Origin of the sequence: Bradyrhizobium sp. 179 (genome assembly GCF_023073535.1) — a bacterium.
Taxonomy (GTDB): domain Bacteria; phylum Pseudomonadota; class Alphaproteobacteria; order Rhizobiales; family Xanthobacteraceae; genus Bradyrhizobium.
Map to the genome: position 1 here is coordinate 1 of NZ_JADPJR010000059.1, position 23,161 is coordinate 23,161.

At 63.5% G+C, this 23,161-nt stretch carries 19 protein-coding genes and 1 pseudogene; 6 read left to right on the plus strand and 14 right to left on the minus strand.

Annotation, left to right across the window (positions count from 1 at the left end; all coding sequences use genetic code 11):
* The 4 genes and pseudogenes from IVB12_RS14875 to IVB12_RS14890 all read right to left on the minus strand — a co-directional run.
* A pseudogene (locus IVB12_RS14875) lies at nt 1-285 on the minus strand (IS110 family transposase); the annotation flags it as partial.
* A 243-nt stretch (nt 286-528) separates the two neighbouring features.
* The gene (locus tag IVB12_RS14880) at nt 529-4,257 is read right to left on the minus strand and encodes a tetratricopeptide repeat protein (protein ID WP_247300071.1); all 3,729 of its coding nucleotides are present in this window, start codon (nt 4,255-4,257) and stop codon (nt 529-531) included.
* 224 nt (nt 4,258-4,481) lie between these two features.
* Nucleotides 4,482-5,345, minus strand: coding sequence for a tetratricopeptide repeat protein (locus IVB12_RS14885; RefSeq protein WP_247300220.1), 864 nt, complete (start codon nt 5,343-5,345; stop codon nt 4,482-4,484).
* Nucleotides 5,346-5,452: 107 nt separating this feature from the next.
* A complete protein-coding gene (locus IVB12_RS14890) occupies nt 5,453-6,088 on the minus strand; it encodes a FecR family protein (protein ID WP_247300222.1) in 636 nt (211 codons plus the stop codon).
* 378 nt (nt 6,089-6,466) lie between these two features.
* On the opposite strand from IVB12_RS14890, the gene IVB12_RS14895 reads away from it, so the two are divergent.
* Nucleotides 6,467-10,627, plus strand: coding sequence for a VCBS domain-containing protein (locus IVB12_RS14895; RefSeq protein WP_247300073.1), 4,161 nt, complete (start codon nt 6,467-6,469; stop codon nt 10,625-10,627).
* Nucleotides 10,628-10,642: 15 nt separating this feature from the next.
* Here IVB12_RS14895 and IVB12_RS14900 read toward each other — a convergent pair whose 3' ends face one another.
* The 5 genes from IVB12_RS14900 to fliL all read right to left on the minus strand — a co-directional run bounded on the left by IVB12_RS14900 (nt 10,643) and on the right by fliL (nt 14,376).
* Nucleotides 10,643-10,840, minus strand: a complete 198-nt coding sequence (locus IVB12_RS14900; protein ID WP_247300075.1) for a hypothetical protein — start codon at nt 10,838-10,840, stop codon at nt 10,643-10,645.
* Between the two features lie 599 nt (nt 10,841-11,439).
* Complete coding sequence (locus IVB12_RS14905) at nt 11,440-12,201, minus strand: flagellar protein FlbB (protein ID WP_247278067.1); 762 nt, start codon at nt 12,199-12,201, stop codon at nt 11,440-11,442.
* A gap of 10 nt (nt 12,202-12,211) precedes the next feature.
* Entirely contained in the window at nt 12,212-12,658 is a 447-nt protein-coding gene (locus tag IVB12_RS14910; RefSeq protein WP_247300077.1) for a DUF6468 domain-containing protein, read from the minus strand.
* A complete protein-coding gene (fliM, locus tag IVB12_RS14915) occupies nt 12,655-13,857 on the minus strand; it encodes a flagellar motor switch protein FliM (protein ID WP_247278069.1) in 1,203 nt (400 codons plus the stop codon). The genes IVB12_RS14910 and fliM overlap by 4 nt, the downstream gene beginning before the upstream one ends.
* An 18-nt stretch (nt 13,858-13,875) precedes the next feature.
* On the minus strand, nt 13,876-14,376 hold the full coding sequence (gene fliL, locus IVB12_RS14920) for a flagellar basal body-associated protein FliL (protein ID WP_247278070.1): 501 nt from the start codon (nt 14,374-14,376) through the stop codon (nt 13,876-13,878).
* A 377-nt stretch (nt 14,377-14,753) separates the two neighbouring features.
* Between fliL and flgF the strand changes: the two genes are divergently transcribed.
* The 4 genes from flgF to flgH are packed head-to-tail and all read left to right on the plus strand — an operon-like array spanning nt 14,754 to nt 18,230.
* A complete protein-coding gene (gene flgF, locus IVB12_RS14925) occupies nt 14,754-15,515 on the plus strand; it encodes a flagellar basal-body rod protein FlgF (RefSeq protein ID WP_247278071.1) in 762 nt (253 codons plus the stop codon).
* 16 nt (nt 15,516-15,531) lie between these two features.
* Entirely contained in the window at nt 15,532-16,320 is a 789-nt protein-coding gene (gene flgG / locus IVB12_RS14930; protein WP_247278072.1) for a flagellar basal-body rod protein FlgG, read from the plus strand.
* Between the two features lie 10 nt (nt 16,321-16,330).
* The gene (gene flgA / locus IVB12_RS14935) at nt 16,331-17,461 is read left to right on the plus strand and encodes a flagellar basal body P-ring formation chaperone FlgA (protein ID WP_247300079.1); all 1,131 of its coding nucleotides are present in this window, start codon (nt 16,331-16,333) and stop codon (nt 17,459-17,461) included.
* A gap of 4 nt (nt 17,462-17,465) precedes the next feature.
* Nucleotides 17,466-18,230: a flagellar basal body L-ring protein FlgH gene (gene flgH, locus IVB12_RS14940; RefSeq protein ID WP_247300082.1), complete on the plus strand. Its 765-nt coding sequence runs from the start codon at nt 17,466-17,468 to the stop codon at nt 18,228-18,230.
* 339 nt (nt 18,231-18,569) lie between these two features.
* Here flgH and IVB12_RS14945 read toward each other — a convergent pair whose 3' ends face one another.
* The 4 genes from IVB12_RS14945 to IVB12_RS14960 form a co-directional block, all read right to left on the minus strand.
* Nucleotides 18,570-19,349: a fumarylacetoacetate hydrolase family protein gene (locus tag IVB12_RS14945; RefSeq protein ID WP_247300092.1), complete on the minus strand. Its 780-nt coding sequence runs from the start codon at nt 19,347-19,349 to the stop codon at nt 18,570-18,572.
* 362 nt (nt 19,350-19,711) lie between these two features.
* Nucleotides 19,712-20,569 (minus strand): phytanoyl-CoA dioxygenase, encoded by an 858-nt coding sequence (locus tag IVB12_RS14950; protein WP_247300094.1) that lies wholly within the window; start codon nt 20,567-20,569, stop codon nt 19,712-19,714.
* A gap of 274 nt (nt 20,570-20,843) precedes the next feature.
* On the minus strand, nt 20,844-21,209 hold the full coding sequence (gene dksA / locus IVB12_RS14955) for an RNA polymerase-binding protein DksA (protein WP_085966600.1): 366 nt from the start codon (nt 21,207-21,209) through the stop codon (nt 20,844-20,846).
* A gap of 216 nt (nt 21,210-21,425) precedes the next feature.
* Nucleotides 21,426-22,037, minus strand: a complete 612-nt coding sequence (locus tag IVB12_RS14960; protein WP_247300096.1) for an NAD(P)-dependent oxidoreductase — start codon at nt 22,035-22,037, stop codon at nt 21,426-21,428.
* A 150-nt stretch (nt 22,038-22,187) separates the two neighbouring features.
* Here IVB12_RS14960 and IVB12_RS14965 point away from each other — a divergent pair, with 150 nt between their 5' ends.
* On the plus strand, nt 22,188-22,562 hold the full coding sequence (locus IVB12_RS14965; RefSeq protein WP_247300098.1) for a helix-turn-helix domain-containing protein: 375 nt from the start codon (nt 22,188-22,190) through the stop codon (nt 22,560-22,562).
* A gap of 159 nt (nt 22,563-22,721) precedes the next feature.
* Here IVB12_RS14965 and IVB12_RS14970 read toward each other — a convergent pair whose 3' ends face one another.
* The gene (locus tag IVB12_RS14970; protein ID WP_247300101.1) at nt 22,722-23,135 is read right to left on the minus strand and encodes a flagellar assembly protein FliX; all 414 of its coding nucleotides are present in this window, start codon (nt 23,133-23,135) and stop codon (nt 22,722-22,724) included.
* Nucleotides 23,136-23,161 lie beyond the last annotated feature (26 nt).

Below are 23,161 nucleotides of genomic sequence, written 5' to 3' on the forward strand. Positions count from 1 at the left end.
CTCGGCGTCACGACCGTCGTTCTTGTTGCGCTTGACATAGGGCTTCACATACGCCGGCGGCATCAGCCGCACCTCATGGCCATAGCGGCTGATGACGCGGGCCCAATGATGAGCGCTGCCGCAAGCCTCCATGCCCACCAGGCAAGGCGGCAACTGCGCGAAAAACCTCTCGACCGCGGCTCGCTTAAGCTGGCGCCTTACCACCACAGCTCCCGACGCATCAACCCCATGAACCTGAAAAACGTTCTTCGCCAGATCCAAACCAATTGTGCTAATCTTCGACATGGACGGCTCCCTTTGTCTGGTTCGACTCAACATCACCAGTCTGGCACATCGATGCCGTTCGGGGGCCGTCCACCCCATCATTGCGAGGAGCCCTTGCGACGAAGCAATCCAGACTGCCGCTGCGAAAAGACTCTGGATGCTTCGCTGAGCCTGTCATCGGACCGCGCTTCGCGCGGGCCCGTGGCTCGCAATGACGGAGAATGCGGCGCTCTCACAGGCCGCGCTTCGCGCGGCATCAGTCCCCTACCGCGCCATCTTGATCTGCCGCACGACCGGGATCGTGGGCAGCGAGCCGGTGTGGTCCGTCTCGTCCTTGGCCTGCGGCGCGCTAGGTGCGCGGGCGGTGGCGTCGGGGAAGCGCTGCTTCATCTCCCGCAGGAAGCCGTCGAGCGTATCAACGCTGGCGGCAAGCTTGGCGATCTCGGCGAACTCGGCGCTCGAGGCCGCGGCGGGCTTGCTGGCGATATCGAAGGCGAGACGGTCGGCGCTCTCGCTCATCAGCGGGGCGTATTTCTCGCGGAAGCGCGACAGGCCGATCGAATCGTCGGCGAGCGCGTAGCCGACTGCGGCACGGATGATGTCGCTCTTCTCGACCGCATTGAGCGGCTTGAAGTCACGGAAGCGCTCGCCGTAATAGAGCTCGATCTGCTCGGCGGATTCGCGCCAGCGCCGCGCGGCCCAGAAGATATCGGAGCGCAGGCGCAGCACTTCGCGCCCGGAGACATTGGAGACGATGTCGAGCGCGAGATCGTGACGGCCGACGTCGCTCTGCGCCCGCCCTTCGAGGAGGAGGCGCTGCTGCCTGAGCTCACCGGCGAGATCGCTGATGCGGCTCGCGCGCAGCGCGGTGATCGCCATGTCGGGCTTGCGGTTGGCGAGATAGATCATGGCAAGGCGCGCGGCGACCTGGGCGCGGGCGGCGCCTTCGAGGCGGTGATCGACCTGGTATTGCAGAAGCTCGGCGGCCTGGTCGAGCAGATCGACCGAGGCGAGACGATCGGCGAGACGGCGGATCAGCTCGTCGCCGCGGCGGCCGATCGGTGTGAGCTCGCGGAACTCGTAGAACATCCCGAGCGCCTCGACCGGCGGCAGATCGTCGCCCTTTGGTCCTAAGAAGATCTGCGTGAACAGGTCGGAGGCGAGATCCTGCGCCTGGCGCGAGGCTTCCGCGTTCGGCTGGAGCTTCGTCGCGGTGCGCGCCGCCGTGAGCGCGTCCCGGTAGCGCCCGTTCTCGGCATAGAGCTGCGACAGCATCTGCAGCGTCTTGACCTCGATCGCATCGCCGCGCCAGGTCATCGATAGCGTCTCGAGCTCGCGCAGCGCTTCTTCCTTGCCGATCTCGTCACGCTTCTGGCGCAGCGCGACCTCGAGCTGCTTGGCCTCGGCCGCTGCCGGTCGGTCGCTCGAGGCAACCGCGTATTTGTAGTCGTCGAGCGCATCCTTGTCGTGGCCGAGTGCCTCGGCGAGCCGGCCCCGCAGCACGGCGAAGCCGGGCGCAGCTTCGGGCGAGACGCCGACCACCTCGAGCTCGCTGCGGCGCTTGGAGGCGCCGGCATAGTCCTTCACCTCGAGCGCGGCGCGCATCGCGTCCATCGTCACGATGCGCTGGATGTCGAGCGGCAGCGAGGCGATGGCGAACTCGACGTTCTTGAATTTCTCGCGCGCGTCCGCCCATTTGCCCTGGCGCGCATAGGCGAGCGCCTTCCAGAGCTGGGAATCGTGGCTGTTGCCGATCACGGGACTGGCGAGGTCCTTCAGGCCCTGCGCCGGCCGGCCGATCAGGATGCTCGCGATTGCATGCATGATCAGCGCGCCGCTCTCCTCCTTGTTGAGGGGATCGCTCAGCATCAGGTCCGTCACGGCCTTGGCTTCGTGATACATGGCCCGCGACATGTAGAACTGCGCGAGGTCGAGCCGCGGCAGCGAGCGCAGCCCGGGCTCGACCGCCGAGATCGCCGTCGTCAGCTCGCTCTGGCGGGTCCAGAAATTCTCCGACTGGCCCTTGCGCCAGCCTTCAGGACTGAAGATCGGGCGCACCGCGGTCGGGGCGCGCTCGGCCGAGATGTCCACCGGCGACAGCGTCAGCCCGCCCTTTTTGCCCAGAATGACCTTGTCGGCGCCGACCTCGACGCCGACCTCGTCGGAGTTCGGCCGGATCGCGATGCCGTGCGCGGATTCCAGCAGCGAGAGATCGACGAGGTCCTGCCGCTTGATGAAACCGCGCACCGGCCGCTGCGCGGTGACGACATAGAGCGTATCGCCGGCATCAGGGTCGGTGAGCTTGTGGAGCAGGCCCGGATTGGCGAAGGGGATCGCGATGTTGGCAAGCGCAGGATCGGTGATGTTGCGCGACATCATCAGCGGCAGCGGCGTCGCCTGGATCTTGTCGGCGAGCGTCAATAGCCAGTTGGTCTCCTTGCCGACCTCCTCGCTCGTCAGCGAGTAGACCAGCGGACGGGTGAGGCGGATGCGAACCGCCTGCCCCTTGTCGAGCGGCACGCAACCGACCTCGCCAATCATCGCCCCGCCCTTGCTGCGGATCGGCTCGACATCGATCGGCCTCAGTGTATCGAACACCAGCCAGACCGTATCGCCGCGGCGGAACGCCGCCGCAGGCGTTGCGACCTGAAGCGGGAACGTGACGCGCAGGCCGTCGCTGTCACGGCGCACATCGACGCCGGCAATACCGGGCTGCACTGCCGCCGGCGCCTGCGCAGCAGCAGCTTTCGGAGCTTCCTTGACGGATTCCTTGGCCGGCTCTTTCGCAGCTTCCTTTACAACCTCTTTCGGTGCTTCGGCAGGGGCGGCTTCGGCAACGTGCGGCGCCGGCTTCGAGGCTTCCATGGGCGCTGCAGGAGCGTGCGCAGCCTCAGTCGCGTGCACCGGTTTCGGCCCTTCGACCGTCGGCATCGCGGCGAGCGCTTCCGGCTTCACCTCGGGCTTGACGTCGGGCTTTGCCTCTATTCTGGCTTCAGGCGCGATCGTCTCGGACGTCGGCGGCGCGATCTCGCGATGAGCGTCCTTCGGCTTCTCGGCCGCCGGCTTTTCAGGCGCAGGCGCAGGTCCGTGAGGTGCGGGCTTGACCTGCGCGATCGCCGCCTCGGGGGTCGCCGCCGCTCTGCCCCTGTCCGGCTGGAAGGCGATGTCGACGATATAGTTCTTCTCGTCGCGGAACGAGTGCACGTCGGAATCGCCGATCAGAGCGATCTCGACACTGGTCTGGTCGATGTCGGCCTTCTGCTTGATCGAGGCGACGTTCGGCGGCGCAGCAACGACCGCATCCGCCAGATCGAAATTGAGGTTGGCGTTGAACGCGAGCGTGAGCTTCTGCTCGTTGAGCACGGAGGACACGCCGACGCCGTCGGGCATCTCGAACACGAAGCGGACGAAGGTCGGCTGCACCGAGGCGCGAACGCGGATCTGCGGACGCTTCTTGGCCTCGGCCGCGGCGCGCTGGGCGCGCAGCGCACGTTCGGCGACGCGCGCGCGCTCGGCCAGCTCCTTGACCACCTCCATCGGCAGGCTCGGCGGCGGCCCCTTCCAACCCTCCGGCAACAGGTCGATGAAGGTGCGCTCGCCGGCATTCATGGTGTTGACGGTGACCCGGCGCGCCAGCGACAGGCGGATGGCGCCGCCATCGGGATCGCGCCGGGCGGAGTTGACGTAGTCGGGCGCGCCTTCCGGAACGCGGTCGACGGGAACGTCGACGGACCGGTCGAAACGGATCACGAGAATGGAGCCGGCCGTCGTCACCTCGGAGGGAACGTCCTCGCCGAGCTTGATCACGAGACGGGCAAAACCGCCACCGGCCGAAAAGCTCGCTTCGCCCCTGACAGGATCGGCCGCCCGGGCGGGCGCAGCGAAACCGATCAGCAGGCAGGCCGCGAGCACCGCGTTGCGGATATGACGCGACAGCCCCAGCGCCAGGGCGCGGGCTCGCGATACAAATCCAGCGGCAGCCTTTCGCGCCATTGGCGGCATTTCTTCCGGTCTGACAATCCATGCCGGCAATCGCGCCGGCCGGTGCCGTCGACTGTAGGTCTCGCCAATTAAGGACTTGTTAATGCTATATCTTGATTTGCTCTGGAGAGAGCACGCCTCGTCAAATCGAGCGTGGGCGGTCCGCCAGCTTTGGATTTGAGACGCAGGCGGTTAAGGAATTGTTCACACCTGCACAACTGCGCTGCCGCCACCAGTCAATCGTTCGAGGGCACTCCATAGCGGGCAAAGTCCTCGCGGACTCCAGCGTCGATTCTTCTTGCCGCCGAAATATCGCTATCGCCGCCAGCTCTGTCGCCGAGCTTGAGTCTGGCAACCCCGCGGCCGTAGAGCGCGCTCGCAAGCTTGGGCATGAACCGCAGCGCCGAGTTGTAATCATCGATCGCCGCGGAGAGTTGCCCCATTTTCAGCTTTATCAGAGCTCGCGAATCGTATGTTGCGGCGTTGTTTGCTTCGAATCGAAGCGCTCTGTTGCAGTCTTCCAGCGCAGCCTGCAAAGCCCCGAGGACGGCCCGGGCCCAACAGCGTCCGCTCCACATCGCCTCGAGATTCGGATCGAGGCGAATTGCCTCGTCATAGTCCTGCGCTGCACGGTCGTACGCATTCCTCTTCAGGTAGGCCGCCGCACGGTTGGCAAAAGCAGCGGCATAGTTCGGGTTGAGCTTGAGCGCCTCCTCAAAAGCGCCAAGGGCCAGGTCGTACGCGCCCGTTCTTAGATAGGCCACGCCGAGGTTGTTGAAGGCTTTCGCATAATTCGGGTTAAGCCTGGTCGCTTCAACGAAATCCTTGATCGCGCGTTCATAGTTGTTTTTGGCGCTGTAGGCATTGCCCCTGTTGTTGTGGGCGACAGCGAAGCCGTTCGCGGTCCCATCGCCCGCATCGATAAAGGCCGTGCAAGCATCGATCCGAGCTTCGGGCGACACGCGGTCTGAGCCGTTACACAGTTCAACATTCTTCAGGGAGCTGCCCTTCTTCGGCTTCTGCGCCCAGCCCGACGAACCGGACAGCACAAGAATAACAATGAGCATCACGGCCTTGATGAAACTGGCTCTTGCGGTCATTTCCACACCAGGCGTCCGACTCCGACAGCGAGCGAAGCGCTAATCCTGATCTCTCTGCCCGGCCGGCGCTGCGCGCGCATTACGCGGCCTCGGGCCAAGCAAAGTTCTCAGCATCCCCGACAGATGTTGAGCCTGCGATTGCTGCTTCGATCAGGCTCCGGCGCCGCGGATGTCGCCGGCTTCTTCAGGAGCTTACTTTTGCCCTCTTCGATCAGGGTCGAAAACTTGACCGACCCATCATCCGAAATCTCGATATGCGGCGTCGTGCCTCGGATTCCCAGCGTGGCGACGGGGGTCTCGACCTTCATGTCGCCGGTCTTTGCGACACTGCCAGCAACGAACGTGAACGTGCCCCTGGCGAGATTGAACAGGGTTGCATTGGAATTGCCGGCCGGCTCATACACATAATGATCCAACACCATACGGGCGTTGCTCGATAGATTGAACGAGCTGCCGTCGGTGAAGTTGATTCCCACTCGGCCATCGGCCCCGGTCAACACCACATCACCGAGATATACAGGATCACCGGTGTTGGCCCGGCCGGGCTCACTCGAGACATTCGCCTGAACGACCACTGCGCTCGCATGCTCGATGGTGACCGAGCCTGTGGCCACCACCACCTTTCCAATCGGTTTCGATGACGAGGTAGCAAGGGCGGGCTTGGCGGAATCGATTTGCCCTCGAGCCGCACTCGGCAAGAAATTGGCAAGCGCCAAAACAAGGCCGGTTGCCAAAGCGACCATCGTAGGTTTGCACATGATCCCCCCTTTCTGAGAAGATCTTGTCGGCATCGGCGGCGCATTGAAGCCGCGAACTCAGCACAACAAATATAATTGTTGTTTAATTCGTTTAATTAACTTAATTTATATCCAATATTGCGAAAGCGCCACCAATTTAAATCGTTTGTCAATGCAATCACTTTGGCGGGAGGGGCATGTCGGGAATGACAGTACGGCATCGCCGTCCCCGAGAATGCGTCTCTCTCTAGAGCGGATTTGATTCTTTCGGCGGGCAAGCCTCGGCTGCCAGCGCCTAGGATATCTGTCCCTTGGCGAGGGTCGCCCTGACAAGATCATGGCAGCACGCCGAGCCTGAATCGATCACCCAGGCGAGGTCGAGCCATGTTAGTTGCATCCGGCATCGAGGTTGGTAACGGGCCCGCCGTGGCCCTGCCCGTCGAAATCATCGGCCATATTCATAAAGTGATCGGTTGCGGTACGCTTACGCGAGCGACCGGCATCGCCACACAGGCGGCAGCTGGTGCGCTTGTCTACCGGGGCGACGCGCTGGAGACCGATGCCGACGGACAGATCACAATTGGCTTCCTCGACGGTACTTTCTTCAACATCGCCTGCGGCACTCGCGTCGTGCTGAGCGAGTTCGCCTTCGACGTCGAAGGCATGTCACCTGCAGCCTTGTTCGAGGTGACCCGAGGGAGCTTCAGTTTCGTACCAGGCCGGCTCGTAGAAACCGGGTCATTCCAGCTGGATACGCCCATCGCAGCCATTCGCGCCCGGAGCCACGCGGGCGGCTTCGGGATGCTGACGCTTGCAGCATTGACCTTCTCGACCGCGCACAATGCCGAGGCCGCGGATCCTGATGTCACATTCTTGGATGACGATTCCATCACTTACAAGGACCTCGCGCACGGTGCATTTGAGCTCGTGACCAAGGAACCGATCCCGCGCCACATCATCGTCGAGGATCCGGGCGAGACGATCGTCCTCAAGAAGGTGGGATCCACCATCAGCGTCAATCAGGTCGCGAACACGGCCGCTCGCATGGACGAGTTGCGCGCCGCGCAACAGGATGTGCTCGCCAATCTCACACAAGGGCAAGGGCCGCATGGCTCGAGCACCCCTCCCTTCGTCAAATCCCAGCCGCTGCAGCCGATCAACTTCGTTCCGCCTGATACGCCGGAGCTGCAGACTTTGCCGACTGTGTTGCCCTTCGCCACTCTGGAGCCTGTGGGACGTCTACCGCCGACGCTCAGCACCGGGGCTGGGCCAGCTGAACGCGACACGGTGGTGTTTGACACATTCACTGCGACAACAGGAACTTTCAGTGCCAGTAGCACCAACGGCGGCGGCCAGCTGACTTTCGGCGTCATCGGGGCGAACGCCGCTCAGACGGTCCTGGATGGGGTGACGTACGATCTGTCGAAGACAAGCCCCTACGGGATACTCTACGTCAACAGCACAAGCGGCGCCTATACGTTCGTGCCTAACGACGCTGCGATCAACGCGCTGAAGGCGCCCACGACTGACGGTTTCGTTATCACGGTCTCTGATGGATTCACCTCGGTCAATCAGACGTTCACGGTCACCATTAACGGTGTCAACGACGCTGCAGTCATCTCCGGCACCACGACCGGTTCGATCATCGAGGCTGGCGGAATCGCGAATGGAACGCCCGGCACGCCGATTGCGACCGGCACCCTTTCCGATACCGACGTCGACGATCCGCCCAACACGTTCACGGCCGTGAGCTCGCCAACGACGAGCGCCGGCGGCTATGGCACTTTCACGATGACGGCGGCCGGCGTGTGGGTCTACACCTTGGACAACGCCAACGTCGCTGTGCAAGCGCTCAATGCCGGCGAGACGCTGATCGACAGCTTTACGGTGACCACGATCGGAGGCACCGCCCAGGTAGTGACGATCACCATCCACGGAGCCAGTGACGCGGCGGTCATTTCCGGCACGACGACCGGCGCAGTGATCGAGGCTGGCGGCATCGCCAATGCAAATCCCGGCACGCCCACCGCGACCGGCACGCTCACCGACACCGATGTCGACACGACCGCAAATGCTTTCACGGCAGTCGGCTCGCCAACAGCGAGCGCAGCCGGCTACGGCAACTTCACCATGACGGCAGCGGGCGTGTGGACCTACACGCTCGACAACACCAACGACGCGGTGCAGGCGCTCAATGCCGGCCAGACACTGACCGACACGTTCACAGTGACCACGCTGGACGGATCCGCCCAAGTGGTGACGATCACCATCCACGGCAGCAACGATGCTGCCGTCATTTCCGGCACCACGGCCGGTTCGGTGACCGAGGCCGGAGGCGTTGCCAACGCCACACCCGGCACGCCGAGTGCAACAGGCACGCTCGTTGCCATCGACGTCGACAATACGTCCAATACCTTCACAGCTGTGAGTTCGCCCAAGGCAAGCACGAATGGGTATGGCACCTTTACGATAACCGCCGCCGGCGTGTGGACCTATACGCTCGACAACGCCAACGGCGCGGTGCAGGCCCTCAATGTCGGCGGCGCGCTCACCGACAGTTTCTCTGTCACAACCCTCGACGGCACGCCGCAGGTGGTGACGATCACTATTCAGGGCAGCAACGACGCGGCTATCATTTCCGGCACCACGACCGGCTCAGTGACCGAGGCAGGAACTTTCTCACCCGGCATTCCGATCGCGACCGGCACGCTCACCGATACAGACGTCGACAACGCGCCGAACACGTTCACCGCAGTCTCCTCGCCTGCTCCGAGCGACGATGGATATGGCACGTTCACCATGACGGCGGCCGGCGTATGGACTTACACCCTCGACAACAACAACAGCGTGGTTCAGGCGCTCGAGGTCGGCGACACGTTGACCGACACTTTCACCGTAACTGCCATGGACGGTACCACGCAGGCGGTGACCGTCGCGATCCATGGGGCCAGTGACGCAGACCCGAATGACTTTGATTATCTGGCCACCGGATCTGTCGTGATCTCCGATCCACCCAACGTGTATGGGACGCCGGGGCCCGAAACCATCGCGGGCGGCGGCGACACAGGTCAGATCATCTACGCGGGGGCCAGCGATGATACCGTCAATGGCACCGGCAAAGCGGACGTTCTCTATAGCGGCTCCGGCAATGACACGATCAAAGGTAACGACGGCGATGACGCCATCTACGGGGGCTCGGGCAACGATACAATCAACGGCAATAACGGCGGCGACACCATAACTGGTGGATTTGGTGCGGACCAACTCACCGGCAGCAATGGGAAGGACCGTTTCGCTTATTTGTTCGTAGCCGATTCCAACGCAAGCCAGTTCGACACCATCACCGATTTCGCATCGGGGTCCGACAAGATCGACTTGACCGCTCTTGGCGCGCTTGGGTTCGTCATCTTGGCCTTGAGCTCAACCAGCACGGCCGTGCCGGCACATACGATCGCCTGGCTCTATGACAGCGCGGCGAATGAAACCATCGTGTACGTCAATCCAACGGACCAGACCCTGCACATCGGCGATTCCGGTCTGCTCGAAATCCATTTGCAGGGGATCGCAACCATCGACGCGTCAGACTTCCTCGTGGCGCCGGTTGCGGCACCTGTGATGGCGGCTGCCAGCGAACCGCTCGACCTCACCGCAACCGCGCAGAGTGACGCGACCGCCGTGATGATCGCCACTTCCGAGGTCTCGTCCGATTCCGCAAGCGGCGACGGCACGCTATCCGCCCATGGGAGTTCCACAATCCCCTCAAGTGAGGCGACCTACAGCCTGCATTGGAGCTGGGACCAGATCGGACCGACCGAATATTCCAGCCTCTCCAGTTCAGACGACGTGCAAACGCACCTGACCGAACCGCCCCGCAATGACGCATTAGCTCCCGCAGCCAGCGGACTGTCTACGATCTTGCACCACATGGCCGCACCGACGGAGGTCACTTTTATCTTCGATCAGATCGATGTGGCCGACACAGGGACTATCATTGGCAAGAATGGCGAGCTCGCCGGAAGTGCCCACATGCCTGATGTTGCTCTTGCAGCACTGGACATGGCCCACAACCCCGCTGAACAGCACGCCGGGCTTGCGCTGGGGAGCGTTGCCGGGAATCATGGCGCCGCGAGGTCGGAAAACGCTGACAATGCCGCTCTTGCTCACGGCCACACCGGCCATGACGGCGTAGGCACGACGCCCAACCCGAGCCTGCTGAAATCGGCTGGCGGCGTCAATCATTCGCCCTCAAGTAAAGCGGCCGACGAGCAGCATGATCCGCACCATGCACCGTCTGGGTCGGCGCCTGCCGATCCCCAGCAGCTCGGCGAATCATTCGAATTCAAGGATGACACTTCACACGGCCGGCGGTTACTGCCCAACGCAGAGCTCGATGATCTTTCTAACCCGGCCGATCATCACGACCACGCTGGAGGGGCCCACGGATCCGAGCTGGTGGCTATGCCTGAACTGTCCCCGCCAAATGTTGATCCAACTGACCGGGCAGGTACAGCTCACGGCCACGTGCTGCACGATCTGATCGTGTGACGCCCAACTGCGTCTTCAGTGCTGTTTTCCGCTGCCATCCGGCGCGGAGGAGTTCTGTTGATCGGGAGAAGATTCATCATCGTTGCCGTCGTCTCCTTCGGGCGGCGCTGCATGCTGATGGCTTAGCGCCGATATCCAGGCGGACGTCATCGCCGCTATGAGGACCCGGTTGACGGCCTCAATTACGCGTTCTGCTGCGGACGAGTAGTTCATGGCCTCCTGCTCCCGCGCTGCTGATTGCGAATGGCCCAAGCCTACGACGATCCCTCGAGTGCCACTGTCCGCTGCTTCACACCCGCGCGCGTCAACTCACCGCAGTCTCAGAAGATGCCGCGTGCGGCAGCTGCAGCCGCGACGGGAGCTTGATGTGCTGCATTGATGAGTTGCTGAGCGCGCGCACTCACAACCTTGGGGGCGTTGCGCTTCGCACGCGACTCTGAATCAGATGTGATCTCGGCGATGCGAATCGATTGGTTAGCTTTGGGGGTAATCAATGAGCGGAGAAGCCGGTTGCATTGTGTGTAGCAGGGCAAGAGCGGTCGTAGCGATCGTTCCGATCGCCAGAGGATATGCCCTGAAAGTATATGAATGCTCCTGTTGTCATAGCACGCTGCAGCTCGTGACTCGCGTCACGAAGGCCGCGCTGATCAAGCAGCAGCTCAATACTCTTCCTCGCGTTGAGAAGCAGTTGCGCCCGCCTGTTCGCAGGGTGCAACAGGCGCTTGCAAACTAACCAAGCAAGGGCGTCTCGCTGGGCTGCAGTCGGACAACCGCGCGAACGCAGGTTGCAAGGCACGCTTCGCCTCGCGCCCTCAATTCGGCTTTTGCGTCGGCTTGCCGTCGATCTTGGGCAGATCGCCGGCCGAGGCGGACTGATCTCCGCCGCCATTGGCCCGCCGGGCCATCTCGACGGTGAGCCGCTCGGCCGCCTCGGGCGACATCAGTCCGAGGATGTCCGACATCTTGCGCGGCGCGATGGCCGAGGCGATCTCGATCAGCACGCCCATCTCGAGCCGGTCGAACACCCGCGCGGCATCCTTCGGCTTCATGCCCTCATACATGGTGACGAGGCCCTTCATGCGCTGGGCTTCGGCCGCCTTCTGCTCGGCCTGGGTTGCGGAGATGCGGGTCTCCACCGCCTTCATCTCCTCGACCTTGTTCTCGATGCGCTTCTCGGCCGACTTCAGCAGGCTCTCGCGAATGTCGATCTCGCGCTGGCGGGCCTCGATCTCCTGGCGGCGCGCCTGCAATCGCTCGAGGATCGCGCGCTCGGCGGCCGAGACCTGCGGCTGGGCCTCGTCCATCTTGATCACGGTGCCTTCGGGCTTGCTTTCGGGAGCAGCCGGCTTCGGCGCCTCCTTGGGCGCGCCATGAGTCGATCCGGTGATGTCAGGATCCTCGCGACCGGTTGGGAAGTTCAGATTCTCCTGCGCCCAGGATTTCTTGGCTTGGTTCGGCTTGTAGTCGAACACATAGCCGCCATTGATCGCGAGGCCCGCGACCTTCAGCGTGGCGAGACCTGCGACGGCCACCAGAACGACGGGGATGACGCGGATGTTACGAAAGGACTTCATACCCCTGACTTCATGCGGCAAGGCCGTTGGATCGCCGGCGCTCGGAGAAAGCTTCAGCCGCCGCCGCGACCGCCTTCGCCGTCGTAGGCTTGGCCGCGGGGACGGCAACCGTTTCCTGATTGGTGACGGGACGCGCGGCGATCGCGATCTTGGACAGGCGCCGCACCACGTTGTCGGCCTCGCCGAGCTGCTTGTGGAGCTGGTCAGACATTTGCGTCGCTGCTGCGAGCTGGCTGCCGAGGTTCTCGTTGATGTCGCGCACGGCGAGCTTCAGTCCGCCGATCGCGCGCTCGGCGATTTCAGTCGCGGTGATCAGCTCGCCGATTACCGCCTTCAGCGAATGCTCGTCCGCCTTCAGCCGCGTCAGCCGCTTGTTGAGCATGACGCAATAGACGATCGTCAGCATCAGCAGGATAGCCACCAGCGACTCGATCGCCATTCCCAGGGAGTGGTTCATGGGGCCTCTATCATCTTGTTCTGCTCGTCAACCTTCTCGAACATCGCAAGTGTCGTACTTGGCTTGCGCAGGGGTTTCGTCACCCGGATCGCGACCCGGTCGCCGACCCGGCCCATCCGTCCTTCGGTCAGGGTGACGCTGCCGCAGCGCACCGACACGTTGGCATCCGCGCGCATCTCAAGCGGCAGCGTGTCGCCGACCTTGAGCCGCATCAGCTGCTTAAGCGGAATGTCGGCCTCGTAGAGCACGGCGTCGACGGCGATCTCGGCCTGCACGATCTCGGTGGCGAAATGCCCCTCCCACACCGGGTCGCGGCCGAACTTTTCGCCCATGAACATCTGGAGCAGGACGCCCCGGATCGGTTCGATGGTCGCGTAAGGCAGCAACAGCTCGATGTTGCCGCCGCGGTCTTCCATGTCGATGCGCAGGCGCACTAGGATCGCGGCGTTGGCGGGACGGCTGATCGCGGCGAAACGCGGATTGGTCTCGAGCCGGTCGATCGTGAAGGTCACCGGGGAGAGTGGCCGGAACGCCTGCTCGGCATCGGCCAGCACCACCTCGACAAGCCGCTTGACCAGCTCGGTCTCGATCGTGGTATAGGGCCGCCCCTCGATGCGGAGCTGGCTGGTGCCGCGGCGGCCGCCGAGCAGCACGTCGATCATCGAGTAGATCAGGTTGGAATCGACCGTCGCCATGCCGAAGTTTTCCCACTCCTCGGCCTTGAACACCGAGAGCACGGCCGGCAGCGGGATCGAGTTCATGTAGTCGCCGAAGCGCACCGAGGTGATGCGATCGAGCGAGACTTCGACGTTGTCGGAGGTGAAATTGCGCAAGCTCGTCGTCAACAGCCGCACCAGGCGGTCGAAGACGATTTCGAGCATCGGCAGACGCTCGTAGGAAACCATCGCCGAATCGATGATCGCGCGAATGCCGGAATGATCGTCGAGCGTGACATCGCCGACGGTGAAGCCGAGGAGATTGTCGATCTCCTCCTGCGACAGCACCCGCTCGCCGGAGTTCTTGCCGCTGCCGAGATCGCGGCTGCCGTCCTCGACCATCGCCGCCCATTGCAGGGCCATGGTCTCGGAAAGTTCGTTCTCGGCGGCAGCCTTGGCGGCCTCCGCCGGATCCTCCGAATCGAGCGAGGCCTCCCATTGGGCGGCAATCGCATCCTGGTCCATCTGCTCGGTGCCGGCCATGGCGCTAGCTCATTCCCCTCACTGCACCACGACTTCCTTGAACAGCACCGCGCTGACCTGGATCGGGGCGACCGCCGCGTTGACGCGCTTGGTCAGTTCCTCCTTGAGGCGGAAGATGCCGGCGGAGCCGTTGAGGTCGGAGGGGCGAAGCTCGCGCACATAGGTCTGGAAGATGTCGGTGACGCGCGGCATCGTCGGCTTGATCGCCTCGATCTGCTTTTCTTCCTTCAGCTCCAGGACGATCTTCAACCGCAGATATTGCACGCGCTCGCCGGGCGCGCCGGCGAGGTTGACCATCATGTCGGGAACGTCGACGAAAGCCGGCGGCTTCGGCGGCGGCGCCGCCTCGGCATGGTGCTCGTCGTCGCCATGACGGAAGAAGAAGAACCAGGTCGCAGCACCGCCGCCGAGGACGGCGAGCAGGCCGACGGCCATGATGATAAGCTTGAGCTTGTTCTTCGGCGGAGCCGCTTCCGCGCCGTCAGCGGCTGCGCCGCCTTCCGCTTCATTCTCTGCCATGATCGCCGCGCCCGGATCTCTCAAAGGGGTCGAAAGAGCGAAGCCTCAGACAGTGACGCGATACAAATGCCCCAGCGCGATGCGCTCCTCTTCATGGCAAACGCTACGGTAATAATGGTTAACGGAACCTTTCGATTGGGCGTCCGCTAGGAAAAATCTGCCGGGCAAACATGGCTAACAGAACCTTTCTGCCGCCCTCCCGCATCTCTCAAATTTCACCAAGTGCTTTAAATTACACGACTTTTAGAGTTGGCACGGCTTTCGCTGAGAAAGGGCCGAGACCCGACGGTTTGGGAGAACCAGACGGTCTCGTTCACGGGGTCCGCCAAGGCGCTTGGGAGAGCGAGGTGGCAGATCTCACTCAGGGGAGAATTCCGATGCAGAACGCGCTTCTGATCGGCTTGTCACGGCAGATGACGTTGGAACGGCAGATGGATGTCATCGCCAACAATGTCGCCAATGCCAATACCAACGGCTTCAAGGCCGACCATTCGCTGTTCGAGGAGTACCTCAACTCGAACGCGCGTGAGGACAATTTCCTCGGCTCCGACCGCCGGGTCTCCTATGTGCAGGACCGCGGCACCTTCCGCGACGTCGGCCAGGGGCCGATGGAGCCGACCAACAACCCGCTCGACATGGCGATCGACGGCAACGCCTATTTCGCGGTGCAGGCCAATGGCGGCGAGCGTTACACCCGCGACGGCAAGTTCTCGCTCAACAGCACCGGCCAGCTCGTCACCTCCGACGGCAACCTCGTGCTGGGCACCGCCGGCCCGATCACCTTCCAGCCGACCGACCACGACATCAACGTTGCACCCGACGGCACCGTCACCGTGCTCGAGGGCACGGCGAAGACCGACTCCATCCGCGGCAAGATCCGCATGGCCTCGTTCGACGATCCGGCCAAGCTGACCAAGCTCGGCGCCAACCTCTATGACATCGGCTCCGCCGTCCAGCAGGCCGACACCAAATCCAGCGTGCGCCAGGGCTACGTCGAGAAGTCGAACGTCAATGCGGTCGGCGAGATGAGCCGCATGGTCGAAGTCATGCGCAGCTACACCGCCATCGCCAGCCTGCTCCAGCAGCAGAGCGACCTCCACAAATCGGCGATCGAAAAGCTCGCCGACGTTCCGGCCTGATTGAAGGAGAACTGACATGCAGGCGCTTCACACCGCAGCGACCGGAATGGCGGCACAGGAACTCAACGTTCAGGTGATCTCCAACAACATCGCCAACCTCCGCACCACCGGCTTCAAGAAGCAGACCGCGGCGTTTCAGGACCTGATCTACGAGCACGTCCGCCGCGTCGGCGCGCAGTCATCCGACCAGGGCACCATCCTGCCGGTGGGCGTCGACATCGGCGGCGGCGTCAAGACGGTCGGCACGCCGCGCAGCATGACGCAAGGCACGCTGTCGCAGACCGGTAACGATCTCGACCTCGCGGTCTCGGGCGACGGCTTCTTCAAGATCCTGATGCCCGACGGCACCTACCAGTACACCCGCGACGGCACCTTCCAGATGGACAATCAGGGCCGCATTGTCACCGCACAGGGCAACCCGGTGCAGCCGACGATCACGATCCCGAACAACGCCTCGGGCCTGACCGTCAACGTCCAGGGCCAGGTCTCGGTGACCCTGCCGGGCTCGTCGACCTCGACCATCCTCGGCCAGATCGGCCTAACTCGCTTTATCAATAAGGCCGGCCTCCAGCCCGTCGGCAGCAATCAGTTCACCGAGACACCCTCCTCCGGCCCGCCGCAGGACGGCACCGCGACGGCCGAAGGTTACGGCAATATCACGCAAGGCAGCCTCGAGCAGGCCAATGTCGACGTCGTCTCGGAAATGAGCGACCTGATCGCGGCCCAGCGCGCCTACGAAATGAACGCCAAGGTGATCAGCGCCGCCGACCAGATGATGCAATCGACGACGGCGCTGTTCCGCTGAGGTGATGACCATGATCCGGACCACCCTCGCCACGATCTTCGCTCTGCTCGCGCTGGCACTGCCGGCAGCGGCGGCCGACGATTTCATCGCAGCGCCGACGCTGCGCGCGAGCGTCACCGTGACCTCGGACGTGGTGCGGGTCGGCGATCTCATCGACAATGCAGGATCTGCCGCGCTGATCCCCGTCTACCGCTCGCCCGATCTCGGCACCACCGGCGCACTGCCGGTCGCGCAGGTGTTGTCGGTGCTCCGCGCAAAACAGGTGATCGGCGTCATGACCGGCGACATCAAGGAGGTCCAGGTCACCCGGCTCGCCCGCACGCTCGCCAGCAAGGACCTCGAAACCGCGGTCGCCTCCGCGCTCGAGCGCCGCTTCGGCCTTGGGGAAGCCGCCAACATCACCGTCACGTTCGACCGCGGCATCGCCGACATGCGGTTGGACGCCTCCAACACCGGCGCGCTCCAGCCGGTTGCAACCCGCTATGACGCCCGCAGCGCCCGTTTCGACGTCGCCTTCGAGATCAACAACGACAACAATCCGACGCCGACCAAGCTGCGCTTCACCGGCACCGCGATCGAGACGGTGGAAGTGGCCGTGCTGACGCGCGACATCGACCGCACCGAGCTCCTGAAATCCTCCGACGTCGCGCTGGAGCGCCGGCCGAAGGCCGAGGTCACCGGCGAGCCCGCCTCGCGCTATCGCACCGTCGGGATGCAGCTGCGCCGGCCGATGCGCGCCGGCATGCCGATCCGCGTCGCCGACATCGTCAAGCCCGACTTCGTGTTGCGCGATCAGACCGTGACAATCATCTACCAGGTGCCCGGCCTCCACCTCACCACGCGCGGCAAGGCGATCGAGAGCGGCGCCGAGGGAGACACCGTCAGCGTGCTCAATTTGCAATCCAAGCGTACGCTGACCGGAACCGTCACCGGCCGCGGCCAGGTCACCGTCCAGGCCGCCAGCCAGTCCGCACCGATGACGCCCGCGATCGAGCAGACCTCGTCGATCAAGCGTGACGACGTGCCGGCGGCCGCAGCCCTCGCCCAAAGTCTGGTCCAAGCCCCTGTGTCTCCGGCCCAGATCGCACAAGCCCAGATCCCGCAGGTTCGCGTCTCGCAAGCTCCAGCCAAGTCAGAGTAAGTTCATGTCTCCGTTCAGTTCGGCTTTCCACCTTCGTCGCATCGCGATCTCTGCCCTGCTGCTGGCGACTTGCGCCCTCGCAACCGGCTGCTCCTCGATCGACCGCCTGTCGCAGATCGGCGAGCAACCGAAATTGTCGGCGATCGACAATCCGACGACGCAGCCCGGCTACAAGCCGGTGCAGATGCCGATGCCGAAGCCGGAAGTCGCCTCCTACAATCCGAACTCGCTGTGGCGCAACGGCAGCCGCGCTTTCTTCAAGGACCAGCGCGCCCGCCAGGTCGGCGACCTCCTGACGGTGACCGTGAACATCACCGACAAGGCCAACCTCTCCAACGAGACCCAGCGCAGCCGCACCAGCAAAGAAGACTCTGGAATTACGGACTTCATCGGCAGCCAGACAGTCACGCAGCCGCTCAAGGTTCTCCCCGGACGTCTTCTCACCACTGACTCGACGTCCTCGGCCGACGGCAAGGGCTCGGTCAACCGCCAGGAAGCGTTGCAGACCAACGTCGCCGCGGTGGTCACGCAAGTGCTGCCGAACGGCAACCTCGTGGTCGAGGGCAAGCAGGAAATCCGTGTCAACTACGAGATCCGCGAGCTCGTGGTCGCCGGCATCGTTCGCCCCGAAGACATCCAGAGCGACAACACCATCGATTCCAGCAAGATCGCACAGGCCCGCATCGCCTATGGCGGCCGCGGCCAGATCATGGACGTGCAACAGCCGCGCTACGGCCAGCAGGTCATGGACGTGCTGCTGCCCTTCTAAGCTTCTTTAAGAGCTCCCACATCGTGTTCGCGAACCTAGGCGCGAACGACGATGTACGACGCGGCCTCCGGTAGCTCCCCTGCCGGAGGCCGCATGTATTTTGGAGGTGGATGCTAGCGGGCTGTGAGTCAGGTCGCGCCATAGAAACGACGTCGCTGCCTCAAACACCGTCGCAATGACGAGCTTGGCCGGGCGCTATCTACTCTCCCCCCTGTCATCGTCCGCGAAGGCGGACGAACGATCCAGTACTCCAAGGCCCCCGTTGCTAAATCGATGCGGCGCGGCGTACTGGATTCGCCGCCTTCGCGCGGAATGACAGCATAGAATGCCGTAGCCCCCTCACGTAAACTCCGCCTCCACCGTCCCCAATCCGTCCAGCTCCATGCGCACCTTGTCGCGGGCCTTCAGCCAGAGCGTCTTCACCAAGCTGCCGGTGAGCACGAGCTGTCCTGCATGCAGGCTCTTGCCTTCGGCGGCGAGATGGTTGGCGAGCCAGGCGAGTGCGTTGTGGGGATGACCGAGCACGTCGGCGCCGGTGCCTTGGCTCACCTCCTCGTCGTTGACGATGGCCCGACCCTTCACCGCGTTCAGATCCGGCACCGACGAGCGCGGAACCAGGGGTCCCAGCACGCAGCCGGCGGCGAAGAAATCGTCGGCGATCAGCGTCGGCGCCCCCATCGTCTCCCACTTTATGTAGCGATCGTCGACGATCTCGATCGCGGGATGGTAGGCGTCGACGGCCTCGCCGACCCATTCGGCCGTGAACGGCGCCTCGCCGGCGGCAAGGTCGCGCTTCAGCCGCACCGCGATCTCGCATTCGACGCCGACGCGGACATAGTTGGAGGCGGCGAGCTTGGCGCCGCTGTCATGGACGCCGTTCTGGAACACGCCGCCACCGCAAGGGTGCGGGATACCGATGTAATCCTGCATCACCTGGCTGGTGCAACCGATCTTGTAGCCGACGAGCGGCCCGACATGAGGCAGCAGGAGATCGTGCAGCGCGCGCTGGACCTGATAACCCTCGGCTTCGTCCGTGGGGGGGCGCTTCAGCGCCGCGAGCGGCGCATGGTTGCGGCGCGCGTGCGCGATCGCCTTTGCGGCTTCGAGAATCCTGTCCATCGGCGCCGCCTCCCACGCTACGCAACATTGCGGCTCAGTTCAGCATTCCCGTCCGCGCCTGACAAGCGCTGCTCGGCGCTGGGCCGGGCCGATTACGGAGGCTCCCGCCGCTTAAGAAAATATTGAGTTGGTTCGGGCCTTATGGAGCCGCGCGCCAGGCCCGCTCGCCCCACGCAGCACCGAGGCTCGGATTGCAGCGATGCGTGAAGCCGCTGCGGCGGCGCATCAAGATGCTGGTAGATCTCGTTGATGCGACTCGCAAAACCCTCCCCGCAGCTGAAGTGAATGTTGTTTCTCATGTGAACTCATGTGAGCTTGCAGGAATCGACGCTACCTCATTGATCCTGATTCATATTTCGCGATCATGAGACGGGCGCCTTGTCGTGGTGCCTGAACCAGCACCACGACAGGCCAACCGAAGCTGCTCGCCTCAGGCGTAGCCGAGCGCGATCCGGATCGCAATGGTCTACACCGTCCAGCCGATAGGGCTCGGCCGGAGGAAGGTCGGGCTGTGCCATGAAGCGTGGTGTCCGTCCGCGGTGCTTTTGCGCAGCGTGCACCAGGAAAGGATGGCACAGATAGACCGTGCCCGCCTCGCCCGTCGCAAGGGCGATCTCGCAATCGGCCCCCATGTCATCCAGCACCATCCGCGCACGACCCGCCTCTCCCGCCGGCGCGAGATAGCGCGCCATCGGCATGTGCGAGCCGCTCCTGATCCGCGTCGGCGCGTCGTGCTCGCCAACATCGGAGAACAGGAACAACATCAGCAGCGCGCGGCCGCGCGAGACAATATTGGCTCGCCACGCCGAATAGTCGTGCCGCTCGTTGGGGTCGCAGTCCTCGCCGGGAAAGCTGAGGTCGATGTGCCAGCCAGCATCGCCGGGATCGTCCGGATGTGGGAAGCGCACGGCAAAGGTGCCGCCGATATCCTTGCGCGCCCGCCAACGGCCGGCGCCGACCAGCTGGTCGAACGCGCGATGCAGCACCGGCATGTTGGCGATCTCTCGAAATGGCGGACCGCCATAGCCGGACAGCCGGATCACAGGGCGCGTCCAGGTCGACGGATCGTGTTCGCTGCACGGTAGATCGCGCCACAGGATGGCTCGTGCTTGCTCGGCGAGTGCGCGGGGAAAGGCGTTGTCGATCCGGACAAAGCCCTGTTCAATGAATTGCTGGATTTGCGCAGGCTCAAGGGCAAGCGCGTCATCTCGATCGCTCATGATTATTGTCTCTCAAAGCTGTCGCCAGCCATCCTTGGCCCGCGTCATGCGAAGCCCGGCCGGCTCATTTCGGTTCACTGGAGTCCCGCCAGGCGGCAGCCTGCGCGGTCGATCAGCGCTTCCGGCTGGAAGCAGGATCAGCCCAGGAAGAAAACCGAAGCGATATTGAGAGTGCGAATCATCATAGCGGCGCGAACCTACGCGCCGAACCAGCGACGTTCAAGCGACGCCCTGCGTCCCAAAAACAAAGAGCCGCAACTCTGCGGCTCGGGCTCTATTCGTCGCGATAGACCTTCTCGCGCTTCTCGTGGCGCTCCTGCGCCTCCACCGAGAGCGTCGCGATGGGCCGAGCCTCGAGCCGCTTCAACGAGATCGGCTCGCCGGTTTCCTCGCAATAGCCGTAGGTGTTGTCCTCGATGCGCTGAAGCGCGGCGTCGATCTTGGCGATCAACTTACGCTGGCGGTCGCGGGCGCGGAGTTCGATGGCACGGTCGGTTTCAGACGAAGCCCGATCGGCGAGATCGGGGTGGTTCACGTTCTCCTCCTGCAGGGCTTGCAGGGTGAGCTTGGACTCTTTGAGGATCTCATCCTTCCAGGCGAGGAGCTTCAGACGAAAGTACTCCTTCTGCCGGTCGTTCATGAAAGGCTCTTTGTCGGTCGGACGGTAGTTTTTCAACTTTTCCAAAGGGCGGCCTATCTGTCTAAGCAACGACTCGCAAACGGAACGGGGTCCGTCGAGCGGGGCGTTATATAGCGGCCTCCTGTGACAGACAATATTTCCCTGCCGCCTCGGTCGCCGCCCCCAAGCCCTTGCACAGGAAGGTTTATCCGCAAAGGCCCGGGGGCGGCTGACAGCTCAGTAGCCGACCGTGAAACGCTGCCTCGGATGGGCCGGCCGCTCGATCTCGTCCGCGAGCGCAATGGCGTAGTCGGCGAAGGTGATCCAGCTCTTTCCGTTCGCATCTGCGAGAAGCTGGTCGCTCCCGAGCCGGAACTTGCCCGTCCGCTCGCCCTCGACGAACAGCGCCGACGGCGAGATGAAGGTCCAGTTCAGGGTCTTTTCCTGCCGCAACAGGTCCAGGAAGGCCCCGCCCTTTTCCGCCTCCGCCTTGTACTGGGCGGGAAAGTTGGGAGTCGTCACCAGTTTCACGCCCGGCGCCACTTCCAGGCTGCCGGCGCCACCGACAACGAGGTAGCGGCCAACCTTGGAGTCCTTCGCAGCGCCGATCAGCCTGAGCGGGTCGGTGGCCAGGAAATGCACGGAACTCACGGCGACGTCGTGCCCAGCCCACAGCTTGGCAAGGCCGGCCTGATCGAGCACGTCGCCCTTGGCGGGCGTGACGTTCGGCAGGGCCGCGATCTTTTCGGGGTTGCGAGCAATGGCGGTGACGCTATGGCCGCGACGAGACAATTCCCTGGTGATTTCCGATCCGGCCCGGCCCGAGGCGCCGGCAACTGCGATTTTCATGGAGGCTCCTTTGCTTGGTTAGTAACTAGTAGCGACTAGATATCGCAAAGAATGCTGGTGTTAAGAGAGCACCTTGTGCTTACCTGATAACGCTGGAGTAACCGCCAAGCATATTCGCAAAGCACCAGGAAGGAATCCGAGGACTCGACGATGAAGCCAGACGTCTATGCAGCGAACTGTCCAACGCGCCAGATCCTCGATCGCGTCGGCGACAAATGGGCGGTGCTGATCCTCTTGCTGCTGCGCGAGCAGCCGATGCGTTTCAATCAGTTGCGCCGCAGGATTGAAGGCATTTCACAGAAGATGCTGAGTCAGGTTCTCAAATCGCTCGAACGCGACGGCCTGATCAGGCGCCGCGCCATCCCGACGGTGCCTGTCACGGTGGAATATTCGATCACGCAGCTCGGGCTGACGCTGGCGGCGGCGGTCGATCCCCTGCGCGATTGGGCCGAGCAGAATCTGAAGGACGTGCTCGCCGCCCAGCGCCGCTACGACGCACAACAGAAGGAGGAAGCGGCGGCCTAGGCGCTCTCGCAGGAGCGCGCTCTGCACCCCAACCTCTTTTGCTAGAGTGTTACGACGACCGATTGAATCCGCCCAATACGCCGCGGCTTCTTGGGTCAACAACGTCTGTCTCTGGAATACTGGATCGCCCGCTTCGCAGGCGATGATAGCCTGCCTGACTTACGCCCGGCCGGCCTTCGCCAGTTCGACCTCCACCCGCAGCTCGATCTCCGAGAGCACGGAATCCAGTCCGGGATCGCCCGACGACGATTTCAGGTTCGCCGCCGCGTCGCGCAGCCGCATCACGGTCGAGGCGTCGAGATTGCCGGACAGGAGCCCCATCTTGAGGTCGTCGAGCACGTCGAGCGCAGTCTTGCCGCGGGCGACCGAGCGCTTGCGGCGCGCGACCGGATCTTCTTCGACGCCTTGCAGTGCAAGCAACGCATCGATGTTGGCGGCGGCTTTCGGCGCGGCAGCGCTCCGCGTCTCCTGCGCCGACGAGGTGTCGGGCAGGACAAAGGTGCCGGAACCCGTCCGCCGGGCCTGGGTGGCCGGCGTTCCAAGCGTGGTGCCGTTCGGTCCGTAGATGCGCATCGCAGCAATCCGGGTGATCGATGCCT

Coding starts and splice junctions, on each gene's coding strand:
- IVB12_RS14880 (WP_247300071.1), bottom strand. CDS start 4,257: ATGGCGCGAAAGGCTGCCGCTGGATTTGTATCGCGAGCCCGCGCCCTG.
- IVB12_RS14885 (WP_247300220.1), bottom strand. CDS start 5,345: ATGACCGCAAGAGCCAGTTTCATCAAGGCCGTGATGCTCATTGTTATT.
- IVB12_RS14890 (WP_247300222.1), bottom strand. CDS start 6,088: ATGGTCGCTTTGGCAACCGGCCTTGTTTTGGCGCTTGCCAATTTCTTG.
- IVB12_RS14895 (WP_247300073.1), top strand. CDS start 6,467: ATGTTAGTTGCATCCGGCATCGAGGTTGGTAACGGGCCCGCCGTGGCC.
- IVB12_RS14900 (WP_247300075.1), bottom strand. CDS start 10,840: ATGAACTACTCGTCCGCAGCAGAACGCGTAATTGAGGCCGTCAACCGG.
- IVB12_RS14905 (WP_247278067.1), bottom strand. CDS start 12,201: ATGAAGTCCTTTCGTAACATCCGCGTCATCCCCGTCGTTCTGGTGGCC.
- IVB12_RS14910 (WP_247300077.1), bottom strand. CDS start 12,658: ATGAACCACTCCCTGGGAATGGCGATCGAGTCGCTGGTGGCTATCCTG.
- fliM (WP_247278069.1), bottom strand. CDS start 13,857: ATGGCCGGCACCGAGCAGATGGACCAGGATGCGATTGCCGCCCAATGG.
- fliL (WP_247278070.1), bottom strand. CDS start 14,376: ATGGCAGAGAATGAAGCGGAAGGCGGCGCAGCCGCTGACGGCGCGGAA.
- flgF (WP_247278071.1), top strand. CDS start 14,754: ATGCAGAACGCGCTTCTGATCGGCTTGTCACGGCAGATGACGTTGGAA.
- flgG (WP_247278072.1), top strand. CDS start 15,532: ATGCAGGCGCTTCACACCGCAGCGACCGGAATGGCGGCACAGGAACTC.
- flgA (WP_247300079.1), top strand. CDS start 16,331: ATGATCCGGACCACCCTCGCCACGATCTTCGCTCTGCTCGCGCTGGCA.
- flgH (WP_247300082.1), top strand. CDS start 17,466: ATGTCTCCGTTCAGTTCGGCTTTCCACCTTCGTCGCATCGCGATCTCT.
- IVB12_RS14945 (WP_247300092.1), bottom strand. CDS start 19,349: ATGGACAGGATTCTCGAAGCCGCAAAGGCGATCGCGCACGCGCGCCGC.
- IVB12_RS14950 (WP_247300094.1), bottom strand. CDS start 20,569: ATGAGCGATCGAGATGACGCGCTTGCCCTTGAGCCTGCGCAAATCCAG.
- dksA (WP_085966600.1), bottom strand. CDS start 21,209: ATGAACGACCGGCAGAAGGAGTACTTTCGTCTGAAGCTCCTCGCCTGG.
- IVB12_RS14960 (WP_247300096.1), bottom strand. CDS start 22,037: ATGAAAATCGCAGTTGCCGGCGCCTCGGGCCGGGCCGGATCGGAAATC.
- IVB12_RS14965 (WP_247300098.1), top strand. CDS start 22,188: ATGAAGCCAGACGTCTATGCAGCGAACTGTCCAACGCGCCAGATCCTC.
- IVB12_RS14970 (WP_247300101.1), bottom strand. CDS start 23,135: ATGCGCATCTACGGACCGAACGGCACCACGCTTGGAACGCCGGCCACC.